Source organism: Gemmatimonadales bacterium, from assembly GCA_036279355.1.
Classification (GTDB): domain Bacteria; phylum Gemmatimonadota; class Gemmatimonadetes; order Gemmatimonadales; family GWC2-71-9; genus DASQPE01.
This window is the reverse complement of sequence record DASUJH010000024.1, coordinates 179,685-205,686: the sequence shown is the minus strand read 5'-3', so window position 1 is coordinate 205,686 and position 26,002 is coordinate 179,685. Positions and strand designations below refer to the sequence as shown.

Annotated in this window: 18 protein-coding genes; 5 read left to right on the top strand and 13 right to left on the bottom strand. The window is 70.2% G+C overall.

Annotation, left to right across the window (positions count from 1 at the left end):
* Positions 1 to 15: 15 nt before the first annotated feature.
* The 6 genes from VFW66_06795 to VFW66_06770 form a co-directional block, all read right to left on the bottom strand.
* Positions 16 to 1,980, bottom strand: a complete 1,965-nt coding sequence (locus tag VFW66_06795; GenBank protein ID HEX5386385.1) for an alpha-amylase/4-alpha-glucanotransferase domain-containing protein — start codon at positions 1,978 to 1,980, stop codon at positions 16 to 18.
* A gap of 7 nt (positions 1,981 to 1,987) precedes the next feature.
* Entirely contained in the window at positions 1,988 to 3,679 is a 1,692-nt protein-coding gene (locus VFW66_06790; GenBank protein ID HEX5386384.1) for a 1,4-alpha-glucan branching protein domain-containing protein, read from the bottom strand.
* 14 nt (positions 3,680 to 3,693) lie between these two features.
* Positions 3,694 to 5,214 carry a glycogen/starch synthase gene (locus VFW66_06785; GenBank protein ID HEX5386383.1) on the bottom strand — a complete coding sequence of 507 codons (1,521 nt, stop codon included), beginning with the start codon at positions 5,212 to 5,214 and terminating at the stop codon, positions 3,694 to 3,696.
* A gap of 13 nt (positions 5,215 to 5,227) precedes the next feature.
* Positions 5,228 to 7,381 carry an alpha-glucan family phosphorylase gene (glgP, locus tag VFW66_06780; GenBank protein HEX5386382.1) on the bottom strand — a complete coding sequence of 718 codons (2,154 nt, stop codon included), beginning with the start codon at positions 7,379 to 7,381 and terminating at the stop codon, positions 5,228 to 5,230.
* 49 nt (positions 7,382 to 7,430) lie between these two features.
* A complete protein-coding gene (gene ettA, locus VFW66_06775; GenBank protein HEX5386381.1) occupies positions 7,431 to 9,113 on the bottom strand; it encodes an energy-dependent translational throttle protein EttA in 1,683 nt (560 codons plus the stop codon).
* A 90-nt stretch (positions 9,114 to 9,203) separates the two neighbouring features.
* Positions 9,204 to 9,608 (bottom strand): SWIB/MDM2 domain-containing protein, encoded by a 405-nt coding sequence (locus VFW66_06770; protein HEX5386380.1) that lies wholly within the window; start codon positions 9,606 to 9,608, stop codon positions 9,204 to 9,206.
* Between the two features lie 200 nt (positions 9,609 to 9,808).
* Between VFW66_06770 and VFW66_06765 the strand changes: the two genes are divergently transcribed.
* Entirely contained in the window at positions 9,809 to 11,131 is a 1,323-nt protein-coding gene (locus tag VFW66_06765; GenBank protein ID HEX5386379.1) for a PQQ-dependent sugar dehydrogenase, read from the top strand.
* Here the strand turns inward: VFW66_06765 and thrC are convergent.
* From thrC to thrA, 3 genes are read right to left on the bottom strand one after another with little or no spacing between them, the layout of a single operon-like run.
* Positions 11,112 to 12,467 carry a threonine synthase gene (gene thrC, locus VFW66_06760; protein HEX5386378.1) on the bottom strand — a complete coding sequence of 452 codons (1,356 nt, stop codon included), beginning with the start codon at positions 12,465 to 12,467 and terminating at the stop codon, positions 11,112 to 11,114. The two genes, VFW66_06765 and thrC, sit on opposite strands and share 20 nt — an antisense overlap.
* Complete coding sequence (locus tag VFW66_06755) at positions 12,464 to 13,417, bottom strand: homoserine kinase (GenBank protein HEX5386377.1); 954 nt, start codon at positions 13,415 to 13,417, stop codon at positions 12,464 to 12,466. Before VFW66_06755 ends, thrC begins: the two co-directional genes overlap by 4 nt.
* Positions 13,414 to 15,903 carry a bifunctional aspartate kinase/homoserine dehydrogenase I gene (gene thrA / locus VFW66_06750; GenBank protein HEX5386376.1) on the bottom strand — a complete coding sequence of 830 codons (2,490 nt, stop codon included), beginning with the start codon at positions 15,901 to 15,903 and terminating at the stop codon, positions 13,414 to 13,416. Before thrA ends, VFW66_06755 begins: the two co-directional genes overlap by 4 nt.
* Positions 15,904 to 15,951: 48 nt before the next feature.
* Between thrA and VFW66_06745 the strand changes: the two genes are divergently transcribed.
* Genes VFW66_06745 through VFW66_06735 form a run of 3 tightly spaced genes read left to right on the top strand, consistent with a single transcriptional unit; the run spans position 15,952 to position 18,924 of the window.
* On the top strand, positions 15,952 to 16,524 hold the full coding sequence (locus VFW66_06745) for a TIGR03546 family protein (GenBank protein ID HEX5386375.1): 573 nt from the start codon (positions 15,952 to 15,954) through the stop codon (positions 16,522 to 16,524).
* Between the two features lie 7 nt (positions 16,525 to 16,531).
* Positions 16,532 to 18,361 (top strand): TIGR03545 family protein, encoded by a 1,830-nt coding sequence (locus tag VFW66_06740; GenBank protein HEX5386374.1) that lies wholly within the window; start codon positions 16,532 to 16,534, stop codon positions 18,359 to 18,361.
* 11 nt (positions 18,362 to 18,372) lie between these two features.
* The gene (locus VFW66_06735) at positions 18,373 to 18,924 is read left to right on the top strand and encodes a hypothetical protein (GenBank protein ID HEX5386373.1); all 552 of its coding nucleotides are present in this window, start codon (positions 18,373 to 18,375) and stop codon (positions 18,922 to 18,924) included.
* Between the two features lie 10 nt (positions 18,925 to 18,934).
* On the opposite strand, the gene VFW66_06730 is transcribed toward VFW66_06735, so the two are convergent.
* Genes VFW66_06730 through VFW66_06720 form a run of 3 tightly spaced genes read right to left on the bottom strand, consistent with a single transcriptional unit; the run spans position 18,935 to position 21,878 of the window.
* Entirely contained in the window at positions 18,935 to 20,344 is a 1,410-nt protein-coding gene (locus VFW66_06730; GenBank protein HEX5386372.1) for an NAD(P)(+) transhydrogenase (Re/Si-specific) subunit beta, read from the bottom strand.
* Entirely contained in the window at positions 20,341 to 20,703 is a 363-nt protein-coding gene (locus tag VFW66_06725; protein ID HEX5386371.1) for an NAD(P) transhydrogenase subunit alpha, read from the bottom strand. Before VFW66_06725 ends, VFW66_06730 begins: the two co-directional genes overlap by 4 nt.
* Complete coding sequence (locus tag VFW66_06720; protein ID HEX5386370.1) at positions 20,700 to 21,878, bottom strand: Re/Si-specific NAD(P)(+) transhydrogenase subunit alpha; 1,179 nt, start codon at positions 21,876 to 21,878, stop codon at positions 20,700 to 20,702. Before VFW66_06720 ends, VFW66_06725 begins: the two co-directional genes overlap by 4 nt.
* 315 nt (positions 21,879 to 22,193) lie before the next feature.
* Between VFW66_06720 and VFW66_06715 the strand changes: the two genes are divergently transcribed.
* The gene (locus tag VFW66_06715) at positions 22,194 to 23,087 is read left to right on the top strand and encodes a sigma-70 family RNA polymerase sigma factor (GenBank protein ID HEX5386369.1); all 894 of its coding nucleotides are present in this window, start codon (positions 22,194 to 22,196) and stop codon (positions 23,085 to 23,087) included.
* A 74-nt stretch (positions 23,088 to 23,161) separates the two neighbouring features.
* Here the strand turns inward: VFW66_06715 and VFW66_06710 are convergent, their stop codons facing one another.
* Positions 23,162 to 25,990 (bottom strand): aconitate hydratase, encoded by a 2,829-nt coding sequence (locus VFW66_06710; GenBank protein HEX5386368.1) that lies wholly within the window; start codon positions 25,988 to 25,990, stop codon positions 23,162 to 23,164.
* Between the last annotated feature and the right edge of the window lie 12 nt (positions 25,991 to 26,002).

Sequence of the window (26,002 nt, the reverse complement as noted above, 5' to 3'; positions counted from 1 at the left end):
CGCGCTGCCGAGCGCTCAGTCTTCCGCGGAGAGGCTGATTCGGGCGGCGCCGGCGCTCACCGGCCAGCGCGGCGTGATCGATTCGCCTTGCAGGGTACGGTCGAGCCCGCGCTCGGACTTGGCCAGCGTCTCGATCGGAAAGCTCCACACCTCGGGCTTGGGCTCGAACGCCGCATCGAGCGGCCGGAAGAGCGAGAGCTCAGGGGCGAAGAGATCGTCGGGTGCGGCCATCGCCGGATCCCACGCGTACGACACGGTGACCCGCCCGTCCGGCGTGAACCGAATGAGCTTCTCCAGCGGCCGAGGCGCGCCGTCGCTCACGGCGTCCGAGATCCCGCCCGCGGGCAGGGTACAGCGGATCTCCACCGCGCCGCGCGGCCGCGACACTTCGTACGCGGCCGGCACTCGGGCCCACGACCGCACCGGCGCGTAGTCTCCGGCGACATAGTTCTCCAGCGCAATGCCGGGTGCCAGCACCCGGTCCACGAAGAGCGTGCGGTCCTCGCGGTCGGTGGGCGGCTGCGCATCGAGCCGGAGCCCCGCTTCGATGTCGTGAATGCTCGCCGCACCGGCGCTGTCCCCGTGCTCGGCGCGCGCCTGCTCCTCGATCGCGGTGACGTAATACGGCTCGAGCCGGCGCGTGAGGGCGTTGGCGTAGTTGATCCCCGTCGCGAAAATCGTATAGTCCTCGACCGCCCCGCCACGGTGGGGGCTCACCACCGCGCTGAACCGATCCGAGTGGACCCAGATTTCGTCGTGGCCGTCGTTGTCGAGGTCGAGCACCTCCCACGCCAGTCCCTGGCCCCGGCGCAGGCCCGCTTCCGCGGCGGCGAGGTTGCGCCAGATCGCCTCGCGCAGGTGCGGCAGATAGAGGCCGCCGAAGACGCCGTGCCAGTATGCGTCGTTGCACTGCGCGCGGCCAATGGCGCGGCGCACGTCCTCGGGGTCGCCGCGGCGGCGTGCCAGTTCGGAGAGCGCCTGCATCTTCTTGTGCATCCGGTTCGACTCGGAGTACTTCACGAAGAAGTTGCGCCAGTGCGCGCCGCGAATGAGCGAGCCGTCCGGCCCCGCGATGCGCTCCTCTCCCAGGTCGCGCTCCAGGCGGCCGAGCCGGATGGCGGCGGCGGCCGGGAGGGACCACGCCTCCATTTCGCGATACGACGCCGTGGGCAGGTAGGCGAGGCCGCCGCTCGGCACCTCCCGCAGCGCGTCGGCGAGCGTGCTGAGCTCGACCGCGCCCGCATCGATGCGACCGCGGATCGTCGCCATGAACTGATCGAGCCAGCCGCGGTCGTAGACCCACTCGCGGGTGCCGGGCCACCCGCCGAACTTCTCGCCATCGTCGGCGAGCACGGCGAGCTGGTGGCCGGCGGCGCGCAGCTCGTCGAGGTATGCGGCGGTTTCTGCCGGCGGCCGGAAAGGAATGAGGTAGCGAAGGCGCTCGTCGATCGGGAACAGGGCCACGCGCCGCCCGCTCGTCTCGGTCCACCAGGGCGCGTGGAGCTGGTCGCTCGTAAAGCCGGTGACGAGGAAGTGCCGGTCATCCACCAGCGCGTAGCGCACGCCGGCCTCGGCCAGGTCCACCGCGAGCTCCGGCTCCCATACGCGCTCGGTGAGCCAGAGTCCCTCGGCCTCGACGCCGAACCGGCGGCGAAGCGCGTCCTTGAGCCAGCCGATCTGCTCGACCCGGTCCGCGCGCGGGAGCGACGCGAGCACCGGCTCGTAGAAGCCGCCCAGGAGCAGCTCGATCCTTCGGTCCGCCACGAACGGAGCGAGGCGGTCGAGGTACGCGGGCGCGTGTCGCTCGAGCCACTCGAGGAGTGGACCGGAAATGTGAAGGACGGCGGGGAAGAAGTCGGCGCCGGCCAACCGCTCGAGCAGCGGCCGGTACACGTCGTCGAGGTGCTGCTGGAACACCTGGTCGAAGTTGCCGACCGGCTGGTGGAGGTGCAGGCCGAAGACGAAGCGGAGCGGGCGCATCGCGGCGTCAGCTCAGGGCGATCGAGCGCGAGCCGTTGAGCGCGGCGGCCACCGCCGGCAGCACGTCGGGAAAGAGCGGGTCGCGCCGCCCAAGCTCCTCGGCGAGCCGCTGGCCCTCCTCGATCGGCACCCCGCCTCCGGGCGTGAGCGCGGCGATCAGGCGCGCGGTGTCGTCGCAGTGCAGGTTGAAGCGGCGCTCGGCGTAATCGACCACGGCGCCGGTCGAGATGATGAACTGCCAGTCGGACGACTGGGCGAGCAGCAGCTCGCGGGTGGCCTGCGCCAGCACGGGGCGCGCCGCCGGCTCCGCGAGCGCGTCGCCCGCCACGTCCCAGAACGCCTCCTCGAGCGGCCAGAGCCGCTGCCAGGTCCACGCCGTCTGGTCGCTGAGCCACATGCTATAGTCGCCGTTGGCGCCCCAGGTGCCGGGCGGCAGGCGAATCGCCGCGCGCGCGGGATGCTCGGCCAGGTGGGCCGAGCCGGTGGCCGGCCGCACATCGGGCTCGCGGGTGAGCGCGCGGTACACCTCGCCCAAAAAATCGGGTCCCTCGAACCACCAGTGCCCGAACAGCTCGGTGTCGAACGGCGCCACGATGACGCCATCGGGGCCGGGCGAGCGATCGATCGACAGCTCCTCGAGCAGGTGCGCGAAGTGGCGCCCATGGCCGCCGGCCGATTCGCGCGCGCCGGCGGGGTCGTACGCGTCCTTCTCGCCGAGGTCGACCTCCGGTCCGGTGACGCGCCAGAGCTTGAGGCCGCCGGGCCAGCGGATCTTGTGGAACTCGAGGTACCGCGCCTCGCCGGGATAGCCCTCGTGGCGGCTCCACACCTGCATCGACGCGCGCGGATCGCGCACGTAGGCGACAACGTTGCGCGCGCCGCGCGCCGGTGAAACCCGGTAGGCGCGATAGGGACTCCGGAGCGTGGCGCTGCCCGCGCCAGCGGTGCCGTCGGCCGCCTCACGCGGGCCGGCGAGCGGATCGCCGTAGACGCCCAGCGGACGGCCTGCGGCGGCGAGATGCGCGTCGACGAAGAAGTAGTGGAAGCCCGCGTCGGCCAGGTGCTCCTCGATGCCGCGGCGTACGCCGGACTTGGGCGCGCCGGGCCACGGAGCCCACGGGCCGCGCGGGCGATAGGCGCACTCGGGGAGCCAGCAGCCCTCCGGCGCCCGGCCGAAGAGCCGGCGATGCTCGGCGACGCCCACCGCGAGCTGGAGCCGGATGCTTTCGTCGCGCGCGAGCAGTGGCAGGAATCCGTGGGTCGCGGCCGAGCCGATGATCTCGAGGCGGCCGCGGTCCTGCAGGGCGCGGAAGGCACCGACGAGATCGTACTCGATCTCGCGCGCGAGCTCGCGCAGCCGCTCCAGGCGCTCGCGCCAGAACCGCACCAGCGGCACGAGGTGCGCATCGCCGGTGGCGGGCATCGAGGCGAGCGCCTCGTCGCACGCCCGGAGCCGCTGCGCGAGAAAGGTCTCCATCTCGGCCGCGAAGAGGGGACTCGCGAGCTGGTTGGCGAGCACCGGGGTAAAGCCGATCGTGACCGGCGCGGGTACCCGGTCGGCCTCCAGGTTCCGAAAGACCTCGAGCAGCGGGAGGTACGTGTCGAGAGCGGCTTCGGTCAGCCAATCGCTGCCGTGCGGCCAGCGCCCGTGGTTCAGCACCCAGGGCAGATGGCTGTGCAGCGTGAGCACGAAGTCCATCGCGAGCTCCTCGCTCAAACGCGGGCGGCGTGGGCCACCGCGCGCCGGTAGACGTCCAGGTAGGCCGTGGCCGAGCGCTGCCAACTGAAGTCCTTTGCCATCGCGGCACGGGCCATATGCCGCCAGGCCGCAGCGTCGGCCCAGCAATCGAGCGCACGGAACGCCGCGGCCTCGAGCGCCATCGGCGTGTATGCATCGAAGAGAAAGCCGGTCGCGTCGTCGTCGATCGTATCGGCCAGGCCGCCGACCCGCCGCGCCACCGGCAGCGCGCCGTAGCGCTGCGCCCGCATCTGGGTGAGCCCGCACGGCTCGTAGATCGACGGCATGAGGAAGACATCCACGCCCGCCATGAGCCGGTGCTCCAGACGGTCGGTGAAGTCGAGCTGCACGCCGATGCGGTCGGGATTGGCGCCCGCAAGCCCGGTGAGCGCGCGCTCGTAGCGCGGCTCGCCGCTTCCGAGAAAAACGAACTGCGCATCCTGCGCGAGGAGGTGCCGGCTCCCGAGGATGAGGTCGAGCCCCTTCTGCGTGACCAGCCGGCCGGTCATGCCGAAGAGCGGCACCTTTCGCCGCTGCGGCAGCCCGTAGGAACGCTGCAGCGCGCGCTTGCACTTGGCCTTGTCGCCGAGCGAGTCGGCCGAGTACGGCGCGGTGATCTGGCCGTCGTGCGCCGGGTCCCAGACGGACTGATCGATCCCGTTCAGAATCCCCACCAACCGCGGCCCGAGGGCGGTGAACATCCCGTGCAGGCCGAACCCGCCGCCCGGCGTGCGCAACTCCTCGGCCTGGGTGGGACTCACGGTCACCGCGTAGTCGGTGAATGCGAGGCCGCCCTTGAGGAAGTTCACCTTACCGTACCACTCGAGCTGCCGCCAGTTGAACAGCGTCCACGGGAGCCCGATCTCGGGCATCACGGCTGGCGCGAAGTGACCCTGGTAGCCGGGATTGTGCACCGACAGCACGGTGTACGCCTCGGGCGTATCAGGGTCGTCCGCAAGCACGGTGCGGAGGTAGACGGGGGCAAGCGCCGTGTGCCAGTCGTGCGTGTGCAAGAGGATCGGGCCGCGCATCACGCGAGGAAGCGCGAGGCACGCGGCGAGCGCCAGAAACGCGAAGCGCCGCGCGTTGTCCTGGTAATCGGCGCCGTTCTCTCCGTAGATTCCGGCGCGGTTGAAGAACTCGAGATGCTCGATGAAGTAGACCTGAGGGCCGCGCCCGCGGCCGTGCCCGGCCACGCGGAAGAGCCGCGCCTCCTCGATGCGCGGCCCGAGCAGCACCCGGATGGGCGGTCCCACGGGCTCGAGGTCGGGAGCGGCGTCGCGCACCGAGCGGTACAGCGGCATGACGATCGCGACCGGAAGCCCGGCGTCGTGCTGAAACCTGGCGAGGCCGCTCACGGCTTCCCCGAGGCCGCCGGTGCGGGCGAACGGGAAGTATTCGGCGGTGAGATGCACGACGGACACCGGCTCGCCGGCCGGCGTGCTCAGCGGCGCCCTGGCCGTGCCTGGTGCGGCGGGCGGGGAGATGCGTGCCACGGCCTCCGCCTGCTCACGCGGTGGGGGGATCGTCTGCGGTTGCGTCTGCGTGGAACGCCGGTGCGTAGTACTCCTGGACATATTCCTGTATCATCCGCCGGGCGGTGAAGCGCGCGCCCGCCAGTCGGATCGCGTAGCGCATCTTCTCCACCCAGCCAAGCGGGACGCCGCGGGCGTCCCGGCTGTAGTACAAGGGAATCACCTGCTCCTCGAGCAGGCGGTAGAATCGCTCGGCGTCGGCGGCATCGGTCTCTTCGGTCTCGCCCGCCGGCGAGATGGCCCATCCCGCGAGCCCGTCGTACCCCTCTTTCCACCACCCGTCGAGGGTGCCGAGCTGGGGCACTCCGTTGAGCGCCGCCTTCATGCCGCTCGTGCCCGAGGCCTCGAGCGGGAGGCGCGGAAGGTTCACCCACACATCGGTGCCCTGCACCAGCAGGTGCGCAAGGTGCATGTCGTAGTCTTCCAGAAACGCCACGCGCCCCTCGAACGCCGGATCGCGGGTGAACTGGTAGACACACTGCAAGACTTCCTTGCCCGGGTTGTCGGCGGGATGCGCCTTGCCGGCGAAGACGATCTGCACCGGGCGCCATGGATTCACCAGCAGCCGGCGCAGCCGGTCGAGGTCGCGAAATATGAGGTTGGCGCGCTTGTAGGTGGCGAACCGGCGGGCAAAGCCGATCGTGAGCGCCTTGGGATCGAGCAGCGTCCCGGCGCCCACCACCTGCGCCGCCTCCGTGTGCTGGTCGGCAAAGCGGTGGCGCGCGTCTTCGCGCACGTAGTCGAAGAGCACGCCCTTGAGGCGCACGTGCGCATCCCAGAGCCGCTGGTGGTCGAGCGTGAGCACCTGATCCCAGAGGGCTGGGTCGTCGCTGCGGTCCATCCAGTCGCGGCCCAGGCGCTCGTCGAGCAGGTCCATGACGGGCGCCGCCATCCAGGTGCGGACGTGCACGCCGTTGGTAACGTGACCGATCGGCACCGTCTCCCAGGGCCGGCTGGGCCAGAGCTCGCGCCAGAGGTGACGGGACACCTGGCCGTGCTGGCGCGAGACGCCGTTCACCCGGGCGGCGCAGCGGACGGCCGCAGCCGTCATATGAAATTGGCCGGGGAGCGCGGGATGTTGTCCCAGCGAGAAAAACTGGTCGCGCGAGATGCCCACCTCGTCCCACACCGGGCCGGCGCACGCCTCCACCTGCTCGACGGCAAAGGCGTCGTGCCCTGCGGGCACGGGCGTGTGCGTGGTGAAGATGCTGGTGGCCCGCACCTCGCGCAGCGCATCGGCGAAGGCGGTGCCGCGGGCGGCGGACTCGCGCAGCCGCTCGACCATCATGAACGCCGCGTGGCCCTCGTTCGCATGCCACACGCCGGGATTCACCCCAACCGCACGCAGCACCCGTACGCCGCCCACGCCGAGGATCCACTCCTGCCTGAGGCGAAGATCGCGGCCGCCCCCGTAGAGATTGCTCATGAGGCCGCGGTCGTCGGGGTGGTTGGCCTCGAGGTTGGTATCGAGCAGATAGACCGGCACGCGGCCCACCATGAGGCGCCAGGCGCGGACCTGCACCGGGCGGCCCATGGTCTCGACCACGGTAAGGAAGCTCTCGTGGCGCGGCCCGCGTACCGGTTCGAGCGGCGTGCGGGTGATGTCGTACTCCTCGTCGCTGTCTTCCTGCCACCCATCGAGCCGGAGCCGCTGGTCGAAGTAGCCCTTCATGTAGAAGAGCCCGACGCCCACCATGGGCAGGCCCAGGTCGGATGCGGCCTTGCAATGGTCGCCGGCCAGAACGCCCAGGCCGCCGGAGTAGATCGGCACCGAGGCGTGGAGGCCGAACTCGGCGCAGAAATAGGCGACGGGGCCGTCACGCGAGTCGGGATAGTTGCGCGCGAACCAGGTGTCGCCGGTCGTGAGCTCGTGGGTCATCCGCGCGACGACGTCGTCGTAGCGGCGGAGGAAGTCGCGGTCGCTCGCCGCCGCGGCGACGCGTGCGGGGTCCACGCGGCAGAGGAAGTCGAGTGGATTGTGGCGGACGTGGTGCCAGAGCAGCTCGTCGATGGCGCGGAAGAGGTCGCGGGCCTCGCGGCTCCAGCTCCACCAGAGGTTCATGGCGATCGACGCGAGTCCCTCGATCCTCGCGGGGAGGTACGGAATCCGGCTGGTCTGGCTCGTCATGGGCCTAAGGGTAAGCGGTCGGCGACGGGGCGTAAACAGCGACGGGCTGCTACGTCCGCACGAGCTTCCGGTATGCGATACGGTGCGGCTGGTCCGCGTCCGGCCCCTTCCGCTTTTTGAGGTCCTCGATGTAGTCGGCGTAGTTCCCCTCGTACCACACCACTTCGCTGTTACCCTCGAACGCGAGCATGTGCGTGGCGATCCGGTCGAGAAACCACCGGTCGTGGCTGATCACCACGCCGCAGCCCGCAAAGTCGAGCAGCGCTTGCTCCAGCGCGCGCAGCGTGTCCACGTCGAGATCGTTGGTGGGCTCGTCGAGCAGCAGCAGGTTGCCGCCGCTCTTGAGCAGCTTGGCGAGGTGCACGCGATTCCGCTCGCCGCCTGAGAGATCGCCGACGCGCTTCTGCTGATCGGCGCCGCGGAAGTTGAACCCGGCGCAGTAGGCTCGCGCGTTCACCTGTCGGCGCCCGAACGCGAGCTGGTCCTGCCCGCCCGAAATCTCCTCGTACACCGTGTGGTCCGGATCGAGCGCGTCGCGCGACTGATCGACGTAGGCCGGCTGCACCGTGCTGCCCACCGTGAGCGTGCCCGCGTCCGCCTGCTCCTGGCCCACGATCATCCGGAAGAGCGTCGTCTTGCCCGCGCCATTGGGTCCGATCACGCCGACGATGCCGCCGCGCGGCAGCGCAAAGCTCAGGTTCTCGAACAGGAGCCGCTCGCCGTAGCCCTTGGCGAGCCCGTCGGCGATCACCACCTCGTCGCCGAGCCGCGCCGGCACCGGGATGAGGATTTCCGCCGTGCCCTCCTGCGCCCGCTCGCTCTCGTCGCGCAACTGCTCGTACGCCGTGATGCGCGCCTTCGACTTGGCCTGGCGCGCCCGCGGCGCCATGCGGATCCACTCGAGCTCCCGCTCCAGCGTGCGTTGTCGTGCCGAGGCCTGCTTTTCCTCGACCGCGAGCCGCTGCTGCTTCTGTGCGAGCCATGACGAGTAGTTGCCCTGCCAGGGAATGCCGAAGCCGCGGTCCAGCTCCAGGATCCAGCCCGCGACGTTGTCGAGGAAATACCGGTCGTGCGTCACCGCCACCACCGTCCCCGGAAACTCCGCCAGGTGCCGCTCGAGCCACGCGACGCTCTCGGCATCGAGATGGTTGGTGGGCTCGTCGAGCAGCAGCATGTCAGGCTGCTCGAGCAGCACGCGGCAGAGCGCCACGCGGCGGCGCTCGCCGCCCGAGAGCGTGGCTACATCCGCATCGCCGGCCGGCAGGCGGAGCGCGTCCATCGCGATGTCGATGGTGCGCTCGAGGTCCCATGCGTTCGCGGCCTCGATGCGGGTCTGCACGTCGCCCTGCCGCTCCAGCAGTCGCGCCATCTCGTCGTCGTCCATCGGCTCGGCAAAGCGCGCGCTCACCGTCTCGAACTCGGTGAGCAGCGCCCGCACCGGTGCCACCGCCTCCTCCACGTTGCCGCGCACGTCCTTGGCGGGATCGAGCGCCGGCTCCTGCGGGAGATAGCCGATGCGGATGCCGTCCGCAGGGCGCGCAACACCCTGAAAATCGTGATCCACACCCGCCATGATCCGGAGCAGCGTGCTCTTGCCGGCGCCGTTAGCGCCCAGCACGCCGATCTTGGCGCCGGGAAAGAAGGCGAGATGAATTCCCTTGAGGATCTCGCGGCTCGGAGGGACGACCTTCCGGAGGTCCCGCATCGTGAAGATGTATTGAGGGCCTGGCATAGGGGCACAACGATAACAGCGTGCGCGGAGAACGGGAAACGCAAAGGGCGCTCCGACGGGAGCGCCCCCGGTCGAGCCGCACGGCTCGCGTCAACTCAGGTGCTTGTTCACCAGCTTCGTCATGTCGAACATCGAGACCCGCGACTTGCCGTTGAAGACGGGGCGCAGCTTGTCATCGGCGTTGATCATGCGGCGCTCCTTGGGATCCTGGAGCCCGTGCTTCTTGATGTAACCCCAGAGCTTCTTGGTGACCTCGGTGCGGGGGAGCGGGGTCGACCCGACCACGGCCGCGAGCGCCGAGTCCGGCGTCATCGGCTTCATGAACGCGGCATTCGGCTTCCGCGTGGCCGCGCTCTTCCGCCGCGCGGGGCGCCGGGCGGCGCGCTTCCGGGCGACCGGCTTGCGCGCGGACTTCCTGGCGGACTTCTTGGCCGACTTCTTGGAGGACCTTTTGGCCGACTTGCGTGCGGACTTCTTTCTCCTGGTGGTGGCCATCGCGCATCTCCCTCTGACGGTGAGTACGGGGGGTGCCGCAAGAAAGCAATCCAACGCACATCAAAGTATGACGCTTTTCCCCAGCGGCAATAGGGGAGCACCGACTTTGTGGCGCCCATCACGCGCCCGGGCCGCCGGATTCGCCCATATTCCAGGCGAAGGATCGACGCCTTCGAACCCGTTTGCACCCGGTGACTGCCATGCTCGCCATCGCTCGCTCTCGCTCGATTCAGATCGCCGCTCGGCGCGGCGCCGCGCTCGCGCTGGGCGCGTTCGCCGTCGCCGCAACGCCGTCGCGCCATCCGGCACCGTCCTGCGCGAAAGACAATGCCGGCCTCACGCTGCCCGACGGATTCTGCGCCGCAGTCTTCGCGCAGGACTTGGGCCCCGCGCGCCATCTCGCCGTGGCGCCGAACGGCGACGTCTTCGCCAACATCTCCGACAAGAACGTGGCCGGGATGCGCGACACTACCGGCGATGGTGTCGCCGATCTCGTGCGCCACTTCGGCAAGGATGGCGGCACCGGCATCGCGCTCACGGATGGATTTCTCTACTACGCGACCGACGACGCCGTGTACCGCTACCCCTGGCGCGCGGGCCAGCTCGAGCCGACGAGCCCGCGGGAAACCGTCGTGAGCGGTCTGCCGCACGGCGGCGACCACAACGCCAAGAGCATCGCCATCGGTCCCGGCGATGCACTCTACGTGAACGTCGGGTCGGCCACGAACAGCTGTCAGGTGGCGAACCGTCAATCGCATTCACCGGGCAAAGATCCGTGCACCGAGCTCGAGACCCGTGCCGGCATCTGGCGATTCTCCGCCTCGAAGCCAGGGCAGACGTTCGGCGATGGCGAGCGGTTCGCCACCGGGCTGCGCAATACCGTGGCGCTCGCCATCCAGCCCGGCACCGGCGCGCTCTACGGCGCCATGATGGGGCGCGACCAGCTCACGCAGAACTGGGGCGTCCCCGCGAAGAAGGGCGCCGAGAATCCAGGCGAGGAGCTGGTGCGCATCGAGAAGGGCGACAACTTCGGCTGGCCGTACTGCTACTACGACGTGGACCTGCATCACCTGGTGCTGGCGCCGGAGTACGGCGGCGACGGCACCAGGGTGGGCCGCTGCGCCGAATTCAAGGAGCCACTGATTGCGTTCCCGGGGCATTGGGCCCCGCTCGCGATCGCGTTCTCCACCCCGGCCACGGCGCGGCAATTCGGCTCGGCCTATCGCGACGGGCTCTTCATCGCCTTCCATGGCTCGTGGAATCGCGCGCCTTTGCCGCAGGCGGGCTACCGGGTGTCGTGGGTGCCGTTCCGGAGCGGCAAGCCCACCGGCAAGTACAGCACATTCGCGATCGGGAGCGCGGGGCCCACATGGCTCCGTGCCTCGGGCGTTGCGGTGGGGCCCGATGGCGCGCTCTATGTGGCGTCGGATGGCAAGGGGATGATCTGGCGGATCGTGAACGCGAGCGCGCCTCCGGCCGAGGAGGCACGCGCCGGCGAGGGCGCTACGCGGGCGCCGCAGTGAGTCGGAGGATCCGCTCCACCTCCCCGAGCGTCGGGTCGATTTCGATCGGGCGGTTGGCGCCGGCAGGCGGCGGGTCCATCTCCTGGTGATAGCGGATCAGCACACCGGGGTCCTTGAGTACGTGCCCGGTGAGCACGCTGATAATCCGCTCTGACGGCCGCATCACGCCGTCTCGAATGAGGCGCCGCACGCCGGCGACGCTCGCGGCGCTCGCGGGTTCGCAGCCGACGCCCGCCGCATCGATTGCCGCCTTGGCCTCGAGGATCTCGGCGTCGCTCACGGCGAGTACCACCCCGTCGGTTTCGCGGATGGTTCGCACCGCGCGCTCGTACGATGCCGGGTCGCCGATGCGGATCGCGGTCGCCACCGTCTCGGCTTTCACCGTGTGCCGCCGTGCGAACCCCTCGCCGAAGCTCCGCGCGAACGGTGCCGCCCCCTCCGCCTGCACCGCGGCGATCCGCGGCATCCGGTCGATGAGTCCCCAGGCGCGCGCCTCGCGCAGCGCCTTCCCGAACGCGGCGGTGTTGCCGAGGTTGCCGGCGGGCACCGCGATCCAGTCGGGCGCGTCCCAGCCGAGCTGCTCGAGCAGCTCGAGCACGATGGTCTTCTGGCCCTCGATGCGAAACGGATTGATCGAGTTGAGCAGATAGACGCCGAGCTGCTCGCTCGCTTGCTCGACCAGGCGCAGGCAGTCGTCGAAGTCGCCGCGGACGAGCAGCGTGCGCGCACCGTACGCGAGGCTCTGCGCGAGCTTGCCGAGGGCGACGTTGCCGGACGGTACCAGTGCGAGCGCGGGAATGCCCGCCTGCGCGGCGTATGCCGCGAGCGATGCCGACGTATTGCCGGTCGAGGCGCACGCCACGGCGGCGGCGCCGAGGCGTTTGGCCTGCGTCACGCCGACCGTCATGCCGCGATCCTTGAATGAGCCGGTCGGGTTGTGGCCCTCGTGCTTCATGAGGAGCTGCCCGGCGCCGGTCCAGCGGTCGAGCGCGGCGCGGTGGAGCAGGGGAGTATTGCCTTCGGGGTGCGTAATGATCTCCCGGGCGGAGGGCAGCACGGCGGCCTGGAAGCGCCAGACGCCTGATTGGGCGCCGCCGTCGGTGGCGGCGTTGCTGCCCGACGCGCCGCGGGCCTCCGCAAAGCATGCGAGCAGCGCCTCACGGGTGAACCCCGGGCCCACGTGGGCGAGCTCGAGCAGCCCGCCGCACTGCGCGCAGCGGGTGCGCGGATCGCTCTCCGGCATCTCGCTCCCGCAGGCGACGCAGCGCTGCACGCTGCGCGCGCGCGCCGCCTCGGATGCGCTCGCGGCGCTGCCGCTCCCGCGCTCGCCGCTCACCCGTCCCCCGCTCCCGGCACCACCCGCGCGCCGCTCCGATCCACCTCCGCCACGCGGATCCGCGCGGTCATGCCTGACTCGGCGTACGCCGCCTGCATTGCGGTGCCCACGGCGCGCGCGCTCGCCTCGCCCCTCGCGAGGGCGAACGCGGTGGGCCCGCTCCCGGAAATGGACGCGCCGAGCGCCCCGGCCGCGTGGGCCGCGCGCTTGGCCGCGTCGAACCCCGGAAGAAGCGGCGCGCGCGCCGGCTCCGCCACGCGGTCGTCGAGGGCGCGGCCCAGCAGCGCGTAGTCGCCGGCGGCGAGTGCGGCCACCACCGCCGCCACCTGCGCCGCCTGATGCAGCGCCACGTCGAGAGCCACCTCGCGCGGGAGCACGGCGCGCGACTCCCGAGTGCGGAGCCGCTGGTCGGGGTGCGCGAGCACGACCCAGAGCTCCGGCGGCACCGGCAGGCGCACCACATCGAGCGGGTGCAGGCTCCGGATGAGCACCGCTCCACCCAGCAGCGACGGCGCAACGTTGTCCGCGTGGCGCCCCGCGACCGCGGCTTCCGCCTCGACGCACGCCTCGAGCAGGGCCGCGCGGTCGAGCGGGCCGCCCAGCAGGTGATTCACGGCGACCGCGCCGGCCACCGCGGACGCGGCACTCCCGCCCTGGCCTCCGCAGAGCGGCAGCCCCTTCCGCACCGTGAGCGAGAGCCCCACGCTTCGCGCGCCCGCACGGCGCAGCACCTCGGCCGCCGCGAGCGCGGCGGTGTTGCGCCGAGGATCGGTGGGCAGGTCGGCGTGGCCGGCGCCCCGCACCGTGATGCGGCCTGCCTCCGTGCGCTCCGCCGCGACCTCGTCCCCAGCGCCCGCGACCGCGAGGCCGAGAATGTCGAGCCCCGGCCCCAGATTGCCGACCGATCCGGGCGCGAACGCCTGCGCGCGAACCTTGAGCATCATGCTCATGCGGCGCCGAGCTGCAGAATGTCGTTCAGCACTCCGGCGGCGGTGACAGGCGGGCCTGCGCCCGGGCCGGTGATGACGAGCGGGTTCGACTTGTACCGCGCGGTGGTGAACACGACGGTGTTGTCCGCGCCTTTGAGCGCAGCGAACGGACTCGTACGCTCGACCTCGCGCAGCTCCACGGCGAGCGAGCGACGCGTCACCGCCGCCACGTAGCGGAGCACGCGGCTCCGCGTCGCGGCCGCGTCCATTCGCCGCGCCCACTCGGCGTCGTGCTCCTCCAGGCGCGCGAGGAAGCTCGCGAGCGTCCGCCCGCGCGCGGCCGCCGGCACCAGCGACTCCACCATGCCCGCCGCCAGCTCGCCCGAGTAGCCGAGCAGCCGGCCGAGGATGAGCGCCTTGCGCCCGACGTCCATACCGGAGAGGTCGTCGCGTGGATCGGGCTCGGTGTAGCCTTGCGCCATCGCGGCGCGGAGCGCCGCGGAAAACGCGCGGCCGCGGCTCATCTCGTCCAGAAGAAAGCCGAGCGTGCCCGAGAGGCAGCCCTCGATTCGGGTTACGCGGTCGCCCGATTCGATGAGCTTGTAGTACGTGTCGATGACCGGCAGCCCGGCGCCCACCGTCGTTTCGTGCCGGAGTCGCCGCCCGTAGCTCCGCGCGAGTTTGTGCAGCCGCTCGCTCTCGGCCCGCGGCCCCGCGAGGGGCCGCTTGTTCGAGAGGACGAGGTCCATGCCCGAGGCCAGCGCCTGCGCGAGAATGTCGCCGGTGTCGTCCGCGGTGACATCCACCAGGATCGGCCGGCGCAGCGCGTGGCCGCTGATGAGCGCGATCGCTTCGCCCGGTGAGCCGGCGCGCCCGCCCGGCAGCTTGGCGACGGGCGTGCCGCCTTGCTTGGCCGCCGCGAGCGCGGCGAGGCGCCGGGCGCCGAGCCCCCGGTGCTCGAAGAGAAACCCGCTGCGGTCGATGATGCCGATCACGCGCAGCTCGAGCTGCGGCCGGCGCACCCGCGCGAGCAGGCCGGCGAGCATCCGCCCGATCTGTCCGAATCCCAGCAGCACGACTTCCACCCGCTCCGGCCGCGTCACGCTCCCGCCGCCAATGCGCGAGAGCTGAAACGCGGCGTGAATCCGCCGCTGCGCCTCCGCCGCGTGCTCGCCTTCCACCACGACCGAGATGTTGAGCTCCGACGATCCCTGCGCGATCGCGACGGCGTTGATGCCGCCCGAGGCGAGCGCCGAGAAAACGCCCGCCGCGATGCCCGGCGTGCCTGCCATGCCGAGGCCCACCACCGCGAGCGTGGCGAGGCCGGGCCGCACCTCGACGGCGTCGATCTCCCGCCGCGCGATTTCGTCGCGGAACTCGCGCTCGAGTGCCTCGCGCGCCCCGCGCGCGGCCGCCGCCGGTACACTGAAGCAGATCGAGTGCTCCGATGAGGCCTGCGAAATGAGCGACACTGAGATGTTGCGGCCCTGGAGCGCGGTAAACGTCCGCGCCGCAATGCCCGGCACGCCGAGCATGCCGTTGCCGGCCACAGTGACGAGCGCCTGGTGGGTCGCGGCGGAGAGCGCCTTCACCGGAAGCCGCGTGGTGCCGATGCGCTCGGAGACCTCGGTGCCCGCGGCTGCGGGCTCGGCGAACGGCCGCACGAAGAGCGGAATCCGCCGGCCCGCGAGCGGGATCAGCGCGCGTGGGTGCAGCACCTTGGCGCCGTAGTACGCAAGCTCGGCGGCCTCGCGGGTGTGAAGCTGGGGGATCACGCGCGCGTCGGGCACGATCCTGGGATCGGCGGTGAGGAGTCCGGGCACGTCCTTCCAGAGCGACACCCGCGCGGCACCCACAGCGCGCGCGATGAGCGTCGCCGTGAGGTCCGAGCCGCCGCGGCCGAGCGTCGTGACGTCGCCGCCGGGCGAGGCGCCGACGAATCCAGGCACCACCGGCACGATCCCGCGGGCGAGCAAGGGCTCGAGCGCACGCTGCCCCGCGCGGTCGGTCCGGTCGTAATCCGGCGAGGCGTGGCCGAAGTGCGCGTCGGTGCGGACCACGTCCGCCGCGTCGACGTAACGGGCGCGGACACCGCCGGCCGTGAGCGCCGCGGCCACGAGCCGCGCGCTCAGCCGCTCACCTCGCGCGGCAATGAAATCGCTCGTGCGCGGCGTGAGATCGCGGAGGAGCCGGAGGCCCGCGGCCACGGCGGCCAGCTCGTCGCACTGCGCCTGGATGTATTCGAGGAGGTCGGTGCGGGCCCGTCCGGCCGGCAGCGCCCCACGCGCCGCCGCCGTGTAGCGCGCCCCAAGCTCGGCGATGAGCGTGGTGCTCGCCCCGTTCTCGCCGCGCTGTGCCCGCGCCGCCACGGCGAGCAGCGTGTCCGTCGCGCCCGCCATCGCCGACACCACGACGATCGGACGCTCGTGGCGGTGGCCGCGGACGATGGCGACCGCGCGCCCGATCGCCTCGGCGTCGGCGAGCGAAGCCCCGCCGAATTTGTGCACGTGCGGGGCGCGGCGGGGTGTGGACATATTCGGCGGAGTGTATACTGCGTGAGACGGAAAGTCCATCAACGTGCGCCCTCGCCGCCGCCTTCGATTGCGCTCATGCTTACGCTGCTCAAGCTGCTTCAATCGATGCTCGCCACCCTCCATTCGGAGGGGACGCCGGGCCAAGTTGCGCTCGGCGTAGCGTTCGGCTCGGTGCTCGGCCTCACCCCGCTCGTCAACGTGCATAACGCGATCATTTTCGGGCTTGTCGTGGTGCTCAACGTGTCGTTCGGGGGAGGAATGCTCGGGTGGGCGCTGTTCGTGCCGGTGGGATTTCTGCTGGATCCGCTGTTCAACCGGATCGGCTTCGCGCTGCTCGAAAGCCGGGCGCTCCGGCCGCTCTGGGAATCGATGTACAACATCCCGCTCGTGCCCTACACCAACTTCAACAACACCGTCGTGCTCGGCAGCTTCGTCGGCTGGCTCGTGCTCGCCGTGCCGATCTTCTTCGGAGCCCGCTGGGGGGTGGCGCGCTACCGCGCCACGATCGGCGAGCGGGTGCGGCGCTCGCGCTTCTACCAGGCGCTCATGGCCTCGCGCGCCTACAACGTCTATCGCTGGTTCCGGCCGCGATGAGTGACGGATGAACGTGAAGCTCTTCCGCTGGCGCGCGATCGGCCCGCTGGTCGTCCTCTTCATCATTCTCGCCGTGCTGGTGGTGCTCTTCGCCGAGCCGATCGCGCGCGAGACCACCGAGGATGCCAGCGGCGATCTGCTCGGTACCGAGGTCGACGTCGCCAAGCTCGACCTCTATCCGCGCGACGTCGCGGCCGACTTCCACCGGCTCCAGGTGGCCGATCCCTTCGACCCGATGCGCAACCTGGTCGAGGCGGCCGACATCCACGTGAAGCTCGACCCGTACGCGCTGGCCGAGGAGAAGCTCGTCGTCGAGCGGCTCTCGCTGACCGGGATGCGATTCAACACCCGGCGGAGCACCCGCGCGCGCGCCGCCAATCCGAACGGTGCGGCACCGCAGATCGTGCGCGCCGTGCGCGAATGGACCCGCAAGTTCGACGTGCCGCTCCTCTCGCTCACGCCGATCGACACCATCCGCCAACTGGTGCTCGACCCGGGCCGACTCGGCACCGTGCAGGCGGCGAATGCGCTGCGCGACCGCACCGACTCGACCCGCCGCGCGCTGGAGCAGGGCATCCAGGGCTTGGCGCTCGATGAAGTCGTCGACAGCGCCCGCGCCCTCGCCGAGCGCCTCCAGCACGCCGACCCGAAAACGCTCGGCGTTCAGGGCACCCGCGATGCCGTCGCCGCCGTGCAACGAACCCTTCACCAGATCAAGCAGGCGCGCGCGCGGGTGAGTGCGCTCGAGCAGAGCGCCCGCGCCGGTGTGGACCTGCTGGCCAACGGCCTCGAGCAGCTCGACGCGGCGCGCCAGCGCGACTACGCCTTTGCCCGGAGCCTGCTCAAGCTGCCGAGCATCGCGGCGCCCGACATCGGCAAGGCGTTCTTCGGGCAGGTGAGCGTCGCCCGATTTCAGCAGGCGATGTACTGGGTGCAGCTCGCCCGGCGCTACATGCCGCCGGGTCTCCTGCCGCACGAAGCGCCGGGCCCCGACCGCCTGCGGCAGGCCGGCGTTGACGTCCACTTTCCCAAGGAGCGGAAGTACCCCGCATTCCTGATCGAAGCCGGCGACGTGAGCTTTTCCATCGCGGGGGAGGGGCCGCTCGCAGGGCGGTACAGCGCAAACGTCCAGGGCGTCACGTCCGCGCCGGCGCTCTATGGAAAACCGACGATCGTCTCCGCGAGCCGGCGCGCCGCCGGACCGATCGTCTCCGCGCTCGACGTGGCTGCGGTGCTCGACCACGTCGGCGCGGAAACCAGCGATTCGATCGCGGCCGATATCGCGGGTTTGGGGCTCCCGACCATTGACCTGCCGGTCCTCCCGGTGCGGCTCGACCCTGGCCGCGGCACGTCGCGGCTCCACTTCACGCTCAGGAACGGCGAGCTGAGCGGCCGCTGGGCCATCGCGTCGAACAAGGTTGCCTGGAGTATCGATACCGCCGGCCGGCCGCTCAACGACCTCGAGCGCATCGTGTGGCAGGTCGTCTCCGGCCTCGACCGGCTCAGCGTGGACGCGCGGCTCTCCGGCACCGTGCGTTCGCCGCACCTCTCGCTGTCATCCAACCTGGACGACGCGGTGGCGAATCGACTCGAGGCCGTAATCGGCGAGCAGGTGGCACGGGCGGAGCAACTGGCGCGGGCCAGGGTGGACAGCCTGGTGAGCGTCAAGGTCGAGCCGGTGCGACGCGAGGCGGCGGCGGTTGAGGCGCAAGCCCGGGACCGCGTGGCCGGCCTTACGCAGCGACTCGATGAGGCGCAGAATCAACTCGAGGCGGCGCTCGCCCGCATCACGGGCGGCGACCTGCTCCACCTGCCGAACATCAAATTGCCGAGCTGACGGGGGGGACGATGGCCGACGGAATGCTGGCTCCGGTCGCCGGCTGGGAGAGCTTCTACGTGATCGTCGGCTCGTCGTCCGCCGCGCTCACGGGTCTGCAGTTCGTCGTTATCGTGCTCGGGACGGAAATCGAGGTCCTCGCTGACGCGCAGGCGATCGGCGCCTTCGGCACCCCGACCGTCGTCCACTTCTCGCTCGCCCTGCTCGTCTCCGCCGTCCTGAGCGCGCCCTGGCCGGCGCTGCCCGGCGCGGCGCTCGCCGTCGCATTATGTGGGGCTGGCGGCTTGCTCTACGCGGTCGGCGTGACGCGGCAGGCGCTCCGGCAGACCGCCTACGCGCCGGTCTTCGAGGACTGGGTATGGCACAGCGGGCTGCCGCTCGTGACCTACGCGGCGCTGCTCGTGGCTGCGATCGCCTTGCCGCGGCATCCGGCGCCCTCGCTCTTTGCCGTCGGAGCCGCCACTCTCCTGCTGCTCTTCATCGGCATCCACAACGCATGGGACGCGGTCGTCTACATGGCCGGCCGGCGCCGTCGCGGCGACCAGGCGGAGCAGGCGAAATGACCCGCGCACCTCAGTGCAGCCCGCTTCCGCCGGCGAGCTGCTTCACCAGCTCGCCGATCACGTTCTTCGCGTCGCCGAAGAGCATCCACGTCCGATCGGAGAAGTAGAGCGCGTTGTCGATCCCGGCAAAGCCGGGGTTCTTGCTCCGCTTGATCGCGAACACCGTGCGCGCCTTGTCGGCGTCGATGATCGGCATGCCGTAGATCGGGCTCGTCTTGTCGGAGCGTGCCGCCGGGTTCACCACGTCGTTGGCGCCCACCACGAGCGCCACGTCGCACTGCGGCATGTCGGGGTTGATCTCGTCCATCTCGGCCAGGTCGGTGTACGGAATGTCGGCTTCCGCGAGGAGCACGTTCATGTGGCCCGGCATGCGCCCCGCTACCGGATGGATGGCGAATTTCACCGTGATCCCGCGCTTCTTGAGCTGGTCGTACAGCTCGCGCACCTTGTGCTGCGCCTGCGCAACCGCCATCCCGTAGCCCGGAATGATCACGACGAGATTGGCCTGCTCCAGCACCTGCGCCGCGCCCTCGAAGGTCTCCGACTTGTAGACCTTCTCCTCGCCGCCCGCTTTTGCGGCGGGCGCCTGCCCGAACGCACCGAACAGCACGTTGCCGAACGAGCGGTTCATCGCCTTGCACATGATGATGGCGAGGATGAGCCCGCTCGAGCCGTCCAGCGCGCCCGCCGTGATGAGCAGCCGGTTGTCGAGCGCAAATCCCATCGCCACCGCCGAAAGGCCGGCGTACGAGTTGAGGATGGCGATCACCGTCGGCATGTCGGCGCCGCCGATCGGGATGATGAGCAGCACGCCGAAGGCCAGCGCGATCGCGATGATCACGGGAAAGAGGGCCGGCGCCCAGGCCGCGGTCGGGTGCATGATGAGCGCCACGCCGAGCACCACGGCCACGGCGAGCAGGCCGACGTTGCCCACGTTCTGCCCCGGGTAGGTCACCGGCCGCTGCGGAATCCACTTTACCTCCTGCAGCTTGCCGGTGGCCATGAGGCTGCCGGTGAACGTGAGGAAACCGAGAATGATCTCCGCGATGATCGCGATCATGCGGAACGTGGTGAGGCTCTCCGGTCCCTCGCCCACGCCGAGATAGTACTCGGCCGTCCCCACGAGGCCCGCCGCGAGCCCGCCGAACGCGTGGGACAACGCGGTCCGCTGCGGCACCGCCGTGAGGGGCACCAGCGCGAGCGGCACACCCACGATGAAGCCCGCGATGATCGCCACGATGATCCAGCCATGGTGCACGACCTGCGGCTGGATCCAGGTGACCACCACCGCGATGAGCATCGCGACCACGCCCGCGTACACGCCGCGCCGCGCGGTCTGCGGCGTGTTCATCCAGTGGAGCGCCAGAATGAACAGGATCGTCGCGATGATGTACGACGGTTGTACCAGATCGTGGATCATGGCCGCGCGCCCTCACCCGGCCGAGTTGCCGGCGGCGCCGCGTCACGCGCCCGTGTGTCCGTCTTGAACATCTTGAGCATGCGGTCGGTGATGAGAAAGCCGCTCACGATGTTGGTCATCGAGGCGAACAGGGCGACCGCGCCGAGCAGCCGGATCGGACGCGGATAGTCGGCGCCGGTCACGATGATCGAGCCCACCACCGCGATCGCGGAGATCGCGTTGGTAATCGACATGAGCGGCGTGTGCAGCAGGCGCGACACCCGCCGGATCACGCCGAGCCCGATGAACGAGGCCAGCACGAAGACGAAGACGAGGCCCCAGAAGTCGAGCGGCTGGGCCGCCGGGGTGGGATCGGTCATGCGGGCTCCTTCTCGAGCGCGTCCCTCGTGCGCGCGTTGGTCACCGCGCCGCCGTGGGTGATGAGCGCGCCCTGCTGGATGTCGTCGGTGAGATCGAGCTGGAACTGCTTTTCCTTCGTGAACGCCTGCACGAAGGCCGTGAGATTGCGGGAGAAGAGCAGGCTCGCGTGGAACGGCATCGTGGCCGCCAGATTGAGCGGCGCGATGATGGTGACGCCGCCCTCGCGCACCGTTTCACCCGGGCGCGAGAGCTCGCAGTTGCCGCCGCCATCGGCCGCGAGATCGACGATCACCGAGCCCGGACGCATCGAGCGCACGATCTCGGCCGTCACGAGGCGCGGCGCCAAGACACCGCCGATGAGCGCCGTCGTGATCACCACGTCGGACTGGGCACACTGCTCGGCCAGCAGTTGCCGCTGGCGGGCGCGATCCTCGTCCGACAGCTCCTTGGCGTAGCCGCCGCCCGCCGCCGCGCTCGCGCCGAGCTCGATGCCCACGTACTTGGCGCCGACGCTCTCGATCTGCTCCTTCACCTCCGGCCGGACGTCGGTGGCAACCACGTTGGCACCGAGGCGGCGCGCGGTCGCGATCGCCTGCAGCCCCGCGACGGCGGCGCCCACGACGAAGACTTTGGCTGGGAAGACCATCCCTGCCGCCGTCATGAGCATCGGGAAATAGCGGTTGAGCTCGGCGGCCGCGAGGAGCACGCCTTTGTAACCGGCAATGTTCGCCATGGAGGAGAGGGTGTCCATGGACTGCGCTCGGGTGGTGCGGGGAATCGCGTCGGTCGAGAAGGCGGTGACCCCGCGTGCGGCGAGGGCGCGCACGGCGGGGAGATTTCTGAGCGGCATGAGCGAGCCGAGATAGATCGCGTCGGGCCGCATCCAGGCCACCTCGTCCCGGGCCACCGGATCCGGTGCCGGCCCCACGGCTGGCCCCGCACCCGGCGGGCCCACCTTGAGCACGAGGTCCGCGGAGCCGAGGAGCGTGGCAGGGTCGGCGTATACGGCGGCGCCGGCATCCCGGTAGAGCTGGTCGGGAAAGCCCGCCGCGGCACCGGCTCCCGATTCGACCGCGATCTCGTACCCCAGCTGGATCAGCTTCTTACACGATTCGGGCACCAGCGCGACGCGCTGCTCGCCCCGCCCGACTTCCTTCGGGACTCCGATACGCATCCGGAACTCCGGGGTGGCTTGAATCAGAGGTGGCGGCGTAATCTGCGCCGGGAGGCGGCGCGGTCAAGGCGACGCCGTGACGGCTTGACTGCCGCGCGTGCAACGCGGGTCACCCCACGCGTCTCACTCCCGTCACGCGATTGCAAATCCGCTGGTAGCAGTAGTTTAGGCAGGCGGTCCCGGGGAGGCGTAGCTAAGCTATTGATTTTTCGCACGTTAGCCGCTAGATTGCCCGACCGATTCCGACGCGCGCGTCCACCCGCGGTGCACGCCGTGGGTTCCGTATGCGCCCGCTCGCCATAGGAGGTTCGACTAGTGACCATCAAGGCACGAGCCAAGCGCAGACCCGTCCGGCCCGCCCAGATCGCCCGTGCGGTGGATGAGGGCCGGGAAAGCCTGGACCTCTACCTCGACGAAATCAGCCGGGTGCCGCTCCTCACGCGAGACGAAGAGATGGAGCTCGCGCGCAAGGCGTTCAAGGGCAACGTAGCTGCCCAGGAGCGCCTGGCACGGCACAACGTGCGCTTCGTCGTGTCGGTTGCGAAGAAGTTCCAGAACCGGGGTGTGCCGCTCGTGGATTTGATCGGCGAGGGCAACCTGGGGCTCATGACGGCCGCCCGGAAGTTCGATCCCGACCGCGGGGTCAAGTTCATCTCGTACGCAGTCTGGTGGATCCGGCAGGCGGTGCAGGCCGCCATCGCGCGGCACGGCCGGCCGGTGCGGGTGCCCCTGAACCGCACGGCCGACCTGAGCCGGCTGGGCCGCACCACCACGCTGCTCAAGGACCGGCTGGGCCGGATGCCCACCACCGAAGAGTTGGCCCGCGCCACCGGGCTCACCGTCGAGGCGGTGCGCTCGCTCAGCGCGCTCAACTCCGAGGCGGTTCGTCTCGATCACCCCACGCGGGATGGCGAGGGCAACGAGCGCATCGAGCGGTTCACCAGCGGCGAGCAGGAAAGCACCGACATGAACACGCTGGCCAACAGCCAGACGCGGGACATCGAGATCGCGCTCGCCTCGCTGCCCCCGCGGGATGCCAAGGTGTTGCGCCTGTACTTTGGGCTGGAAGACGGGAATAGCCGCACGCTGGAAGAGATTGGCAGGATGATGGGCGTCACGCGGGAAAGGATCCGCCAGCTTCGGGACCGCGCGTTGCTCCGCTTGCGGGAAGGTGAAACCGGGGACCGGCTGCGGGATCTGGTGGCGTAAGGTCGGTACCGGCGGTAGAGACGGTAAAGGCGGTAAGGACTCGGCTCGCGAGCACCTTACCGCCTTTACCATCCCTACCGCCGGCCTCTAAACCCCCGCAACACCCTTTGCAGAATCCCGCCGTGCCGGAAATAGTCCAACTCGACCGCCGAATTGAGCCGTACGATCGCTGAAAAAGCGATCGTATTGCCCTGAGGCCCTATCGCTTTCACCGCAACCCTTCCCCCCGGCGCCAGCCCTTCCGCTATCCCCCTGATCTCAAATGTCTCGTCCCCCGTAAGCCCCAGCGCCTTCCTGTCGTGCCCTTTCTCGTACTGCAGCGGCAGCACGCCCATGCCCACGAGGTTGCTCCGGTGGATCCGTTCGTAGCTCTCGGCGATCACGGCCTTCACACCGAGCAGCGCCGGACCCTTGGCCGCCCAATCGCGGCTCGAGCCGGTGCCGTACTCCTTGCCGGTGAGAATCACCAGCGGCGTGCCGGCCTCCATGTAGCGCATCGCGGCATCGTAGATCGAGATCACCTCGCCGGTGGGGAAGTGCAGGGTCCAGTTGCCTTCCTTCCCGGGCACGAGTTGGTTCGCGATGCGCACGTTGCCGAAGGTGCCGCGCATCATGACCTCGTGGTTGCCGCGCCGCGAGCCGAACGTATTCCAGTCCACCTGCTCCACCCCGTGCTCGCGCAGGTAGCGCGCAGCGGGCCCGTTCTTCGGGATGGCGCCGGCCGGCGAGATGTGATCAGTCGTCACCGAATCGCCCAGCACGGCGAGGGCCCGCGCGCCCGTGATATCCTGAAGCGGCGGCGGCTCGGCCGGGAGATCGGCGAAGAACGGCGGCTTCTGCACGTACGTGGACCGGGCGTCCCAGGCGTACCTGCTGCCCTCCGGCACCGCGAGCGTCTGCCACGTTTCGTCGCCCTCGAACACCGATCCGTAGCGGCGCCGGAACATCTCCGGCTTGAGCGACGCCGCCATGGTGTCGCGGATCTCGTCCGGCGAAGGCCAGATATCGCGCAGATAGACCGGCTTGCCGCCCCGACCATTGCCGAGCGGCTCGCGGGTGAGGTCGATGTCCACCCGGCCGGCGAGCGCGAACGCCACCACCAGCATCGGCGACGCGAGATAGTTCGCCCGCACCTGTGGGTGGATGCGCGCCTCGAAGTTCCGGTTGCCGCTCAGCACGGCTGCGGTAACCAGCGAGTGCTCCTCGACCAGCTCTGCGATGGCTTCGGGCAGCGGGCCGCTGTTGCCGATGCACGTGGTGCAGCCGTAGCCCACGGTCTGGAAGCCGAGCGCGTCGAGGTATTTCGTGAGCCCCGAGCCGTTGAGATAGTCGGTGACCACGCGCGAGCCCGGTGCGAGGCTCGTCTTGACGGACGGCTTGGTGGCGAGCCCACGCTCGACCGCCTTCTTGGCGAGGAGCCCCGCGCCGATGAGCACCGACGGGTTCGATGTATTGGTGCAGCTCGTGATCGCCGCGATCACCACCGCGCCGTCATGCAGGTAGACCTCCTGGCCTTCGTGCATGCCGCGGACGACCGGCGGCGCATCCGCCGGCACCGCCTCCACGGTCGCGCCGCCCTTCTCCGCGCCCATGTCGCCGATGGTGACGTTCGCGCCGCCTTCGCCGATCCAGCGCGAGTAGCTGCTCTCGATCAGCTCGCGCCGCTGGGGCGGGCAATTGGCGCTGAGGAGGCTCGGCAGATTCTCCAGGAAATTCCGCCTGAGCTCCGGAAGCGGCACGAGGTCCTGTGGGCGGCGGGGCCCCGCAAGGCTCGGTGCCACGGTGCCGAGATCGAGGTCGAGCGAGCTGGTGTACACCGGGTCCGGGGAGTCGTCGGTGCGGAAGAGCCGCTGCGTCTTGAAGTAGCGCTCCACCGCCGAGATGAGGGCCGGGTCGCGCCCGGTGCGCTCGAGATAGCGCAGTGTCTCCGCGTCGACCGGGAAGAACCCCATCGTGGCACCGTATTCGGGGGCCATGTTCGCGATCGTGGCGCGGTCGGCAAGCCCGAGCGACGAGAGCCCTGGCCCGTAGAACTCGACGAATTTGTCGACCACGCCCTTCTTCCGGAGCATCTGGGTCACGGTCAGCACGAGGTCGGTCGCCGTGGTGCCGAGCGGCAGCGCGCCGCTCAAGCGCATGCCGATCACGTCGGGAATGAGCATGAAGTAGGGCTGCCCCAGCATCACCGCTTCCGCCTCGATGCCGCCCACGCCCCAGCCGACCACGCCGAGGCCGTTGATCATGGTGGTGTGGGAGTCGGTGCCGACACACGTGTCAGGAAAGGCAGTGAGCTCACCGAACTGCTGCCGCACCTGCACCACCGGCGCCAGGTACTCCAGGTTCACCTGGTGCACGATGCCGGTGCCGGGCGGGACGACCCGGAAATTGTGGAAGGCGCGCTGCGCGAACTTGAGGAGCTGATAACGCTCGCGGTTGCGCTCGAGCTCGAGCTCCACGTTCATCTGATACGCCCGCTCGAACCCGAAATAATCCACCTGCACCGAGTGATCGATCACCAGATCGCACGGCACCACCGGGTTGATGTGGTCGGGGTCGCCCCGCATGTCCGCCATCGCGTCGCGCATCGCCGCGAGGTCAACGACGCACGGGACACCGGTGAAATCCTGGAGCACGACCCGCGCGGGCATGAACGGGATCTCGCTTCGCCCGGCGTCCGAAGCGGGGGCCCACCCGGCGAGCTGGCGCACGTGCCCTTCGCTCACGATGCCGCGGCCGGCGTGGCGCAGCGCATTCTCGAGCAGGACGCGGATCGAGTAAGGGAGCCGGTCGAGGTCGGCCAGGCCCTGGCGGCCCAGCTCGTCGAGGCGGTAGATAACGGCGGTCTCCGCGCCGAGCATCAGGGTGCCGCGGGCGCCGAATGGATTCAGAGTGCTGGAGCTCATTGCGCGAGGGGA

Coding starts and splice junctions, on each gene's coding strand:
- VFW66_06740 (HEX5386374.1), top strand. CDS start 16,532: ATGAACGTGAAGCTCTTCCGCTGGCGCGCGATCGGCCCGCTGGTCGTC.
- VFW66_06725 (HEX5386371.1), bottom strand. CDS start 20,703: ATGACCGATCCCACCCCGGCGGCCCAGCCGCTCGACTTCTGGGGCCTC.
- VFW66_06720 (HEX5386370.1), bottom strand. CDS start 21,878: ATGCGTATCGGAGTCCCGAAGGAAGTCGGGCGGGGCGAGCAGCGCGTC.
- VFW66_06730 (HEX5386372.1), bottom strand. CDS start 20,344: ATGATCCACGATCTGGTACAACCGTCGTACATCATCGCGACGATCCTG.
- VFW66_06770 (HEX5386380.1), bottom strand. CDS start 9,608: ATGGCCACCACCAGGAGAAAGAAGTCCGCACGCAAGTCGGCCAAAAGG.
- ettA (HEX5386381.1), bottom strand. CDS start 9,113: ATGCCAGGCCCTCAATACATCTTCACGATGCGGGACCTCCGGAAGGTC.
- VFW66_06795 (HEX5386385.1), bottom strand. CDS start 1,980: ATGCGCCCGCTCCGCTTCGTCTTCGGCCTGCACCTCCACCAGCCGGTC.
- VFW66_06755 (HEX5386377.1), bottom strand. CDS start 13,417: ATGAGCATGATGCTCAAGGTTCGCGCGCAGGCGTTCGCGCCCGGATCG.
- VFW66_06710 (HEX5386368.1), bottom strand. CDS start 25,990: ATGAGCTCCAGCACTCTGAATCCATTCGGCGCCCGCGGCACCCTGATG.
- VFW66_06790 (HEX5386384.1), bottom strand. CDS start 3,679: ATGGACTTCGTGCTCACGCTGCACAGCCATCTGCCCTGGGTGCTGAAC.
- VFW66_06765 (HEX5386379.1), top strand. CDS start 9,809: ATGCTCGCCATCGCTCGCTCTCGCTCGATTCAGATCGCCGCTCGGCGC.
- glgP (HEX5386382.1), bottom strand. CDS start 7,381: ATGACGAGCCAGACCAGCCGGATTCCGTACCTCCCCGCGAGGATCGAG.
- VFW66_06735 (HEX5386373.1), top strand. CDS start 18,373: ATGGCCGACGGAATGCTGGCTCCGGTCGCCGGCTGGGAGAGCTTCTAC.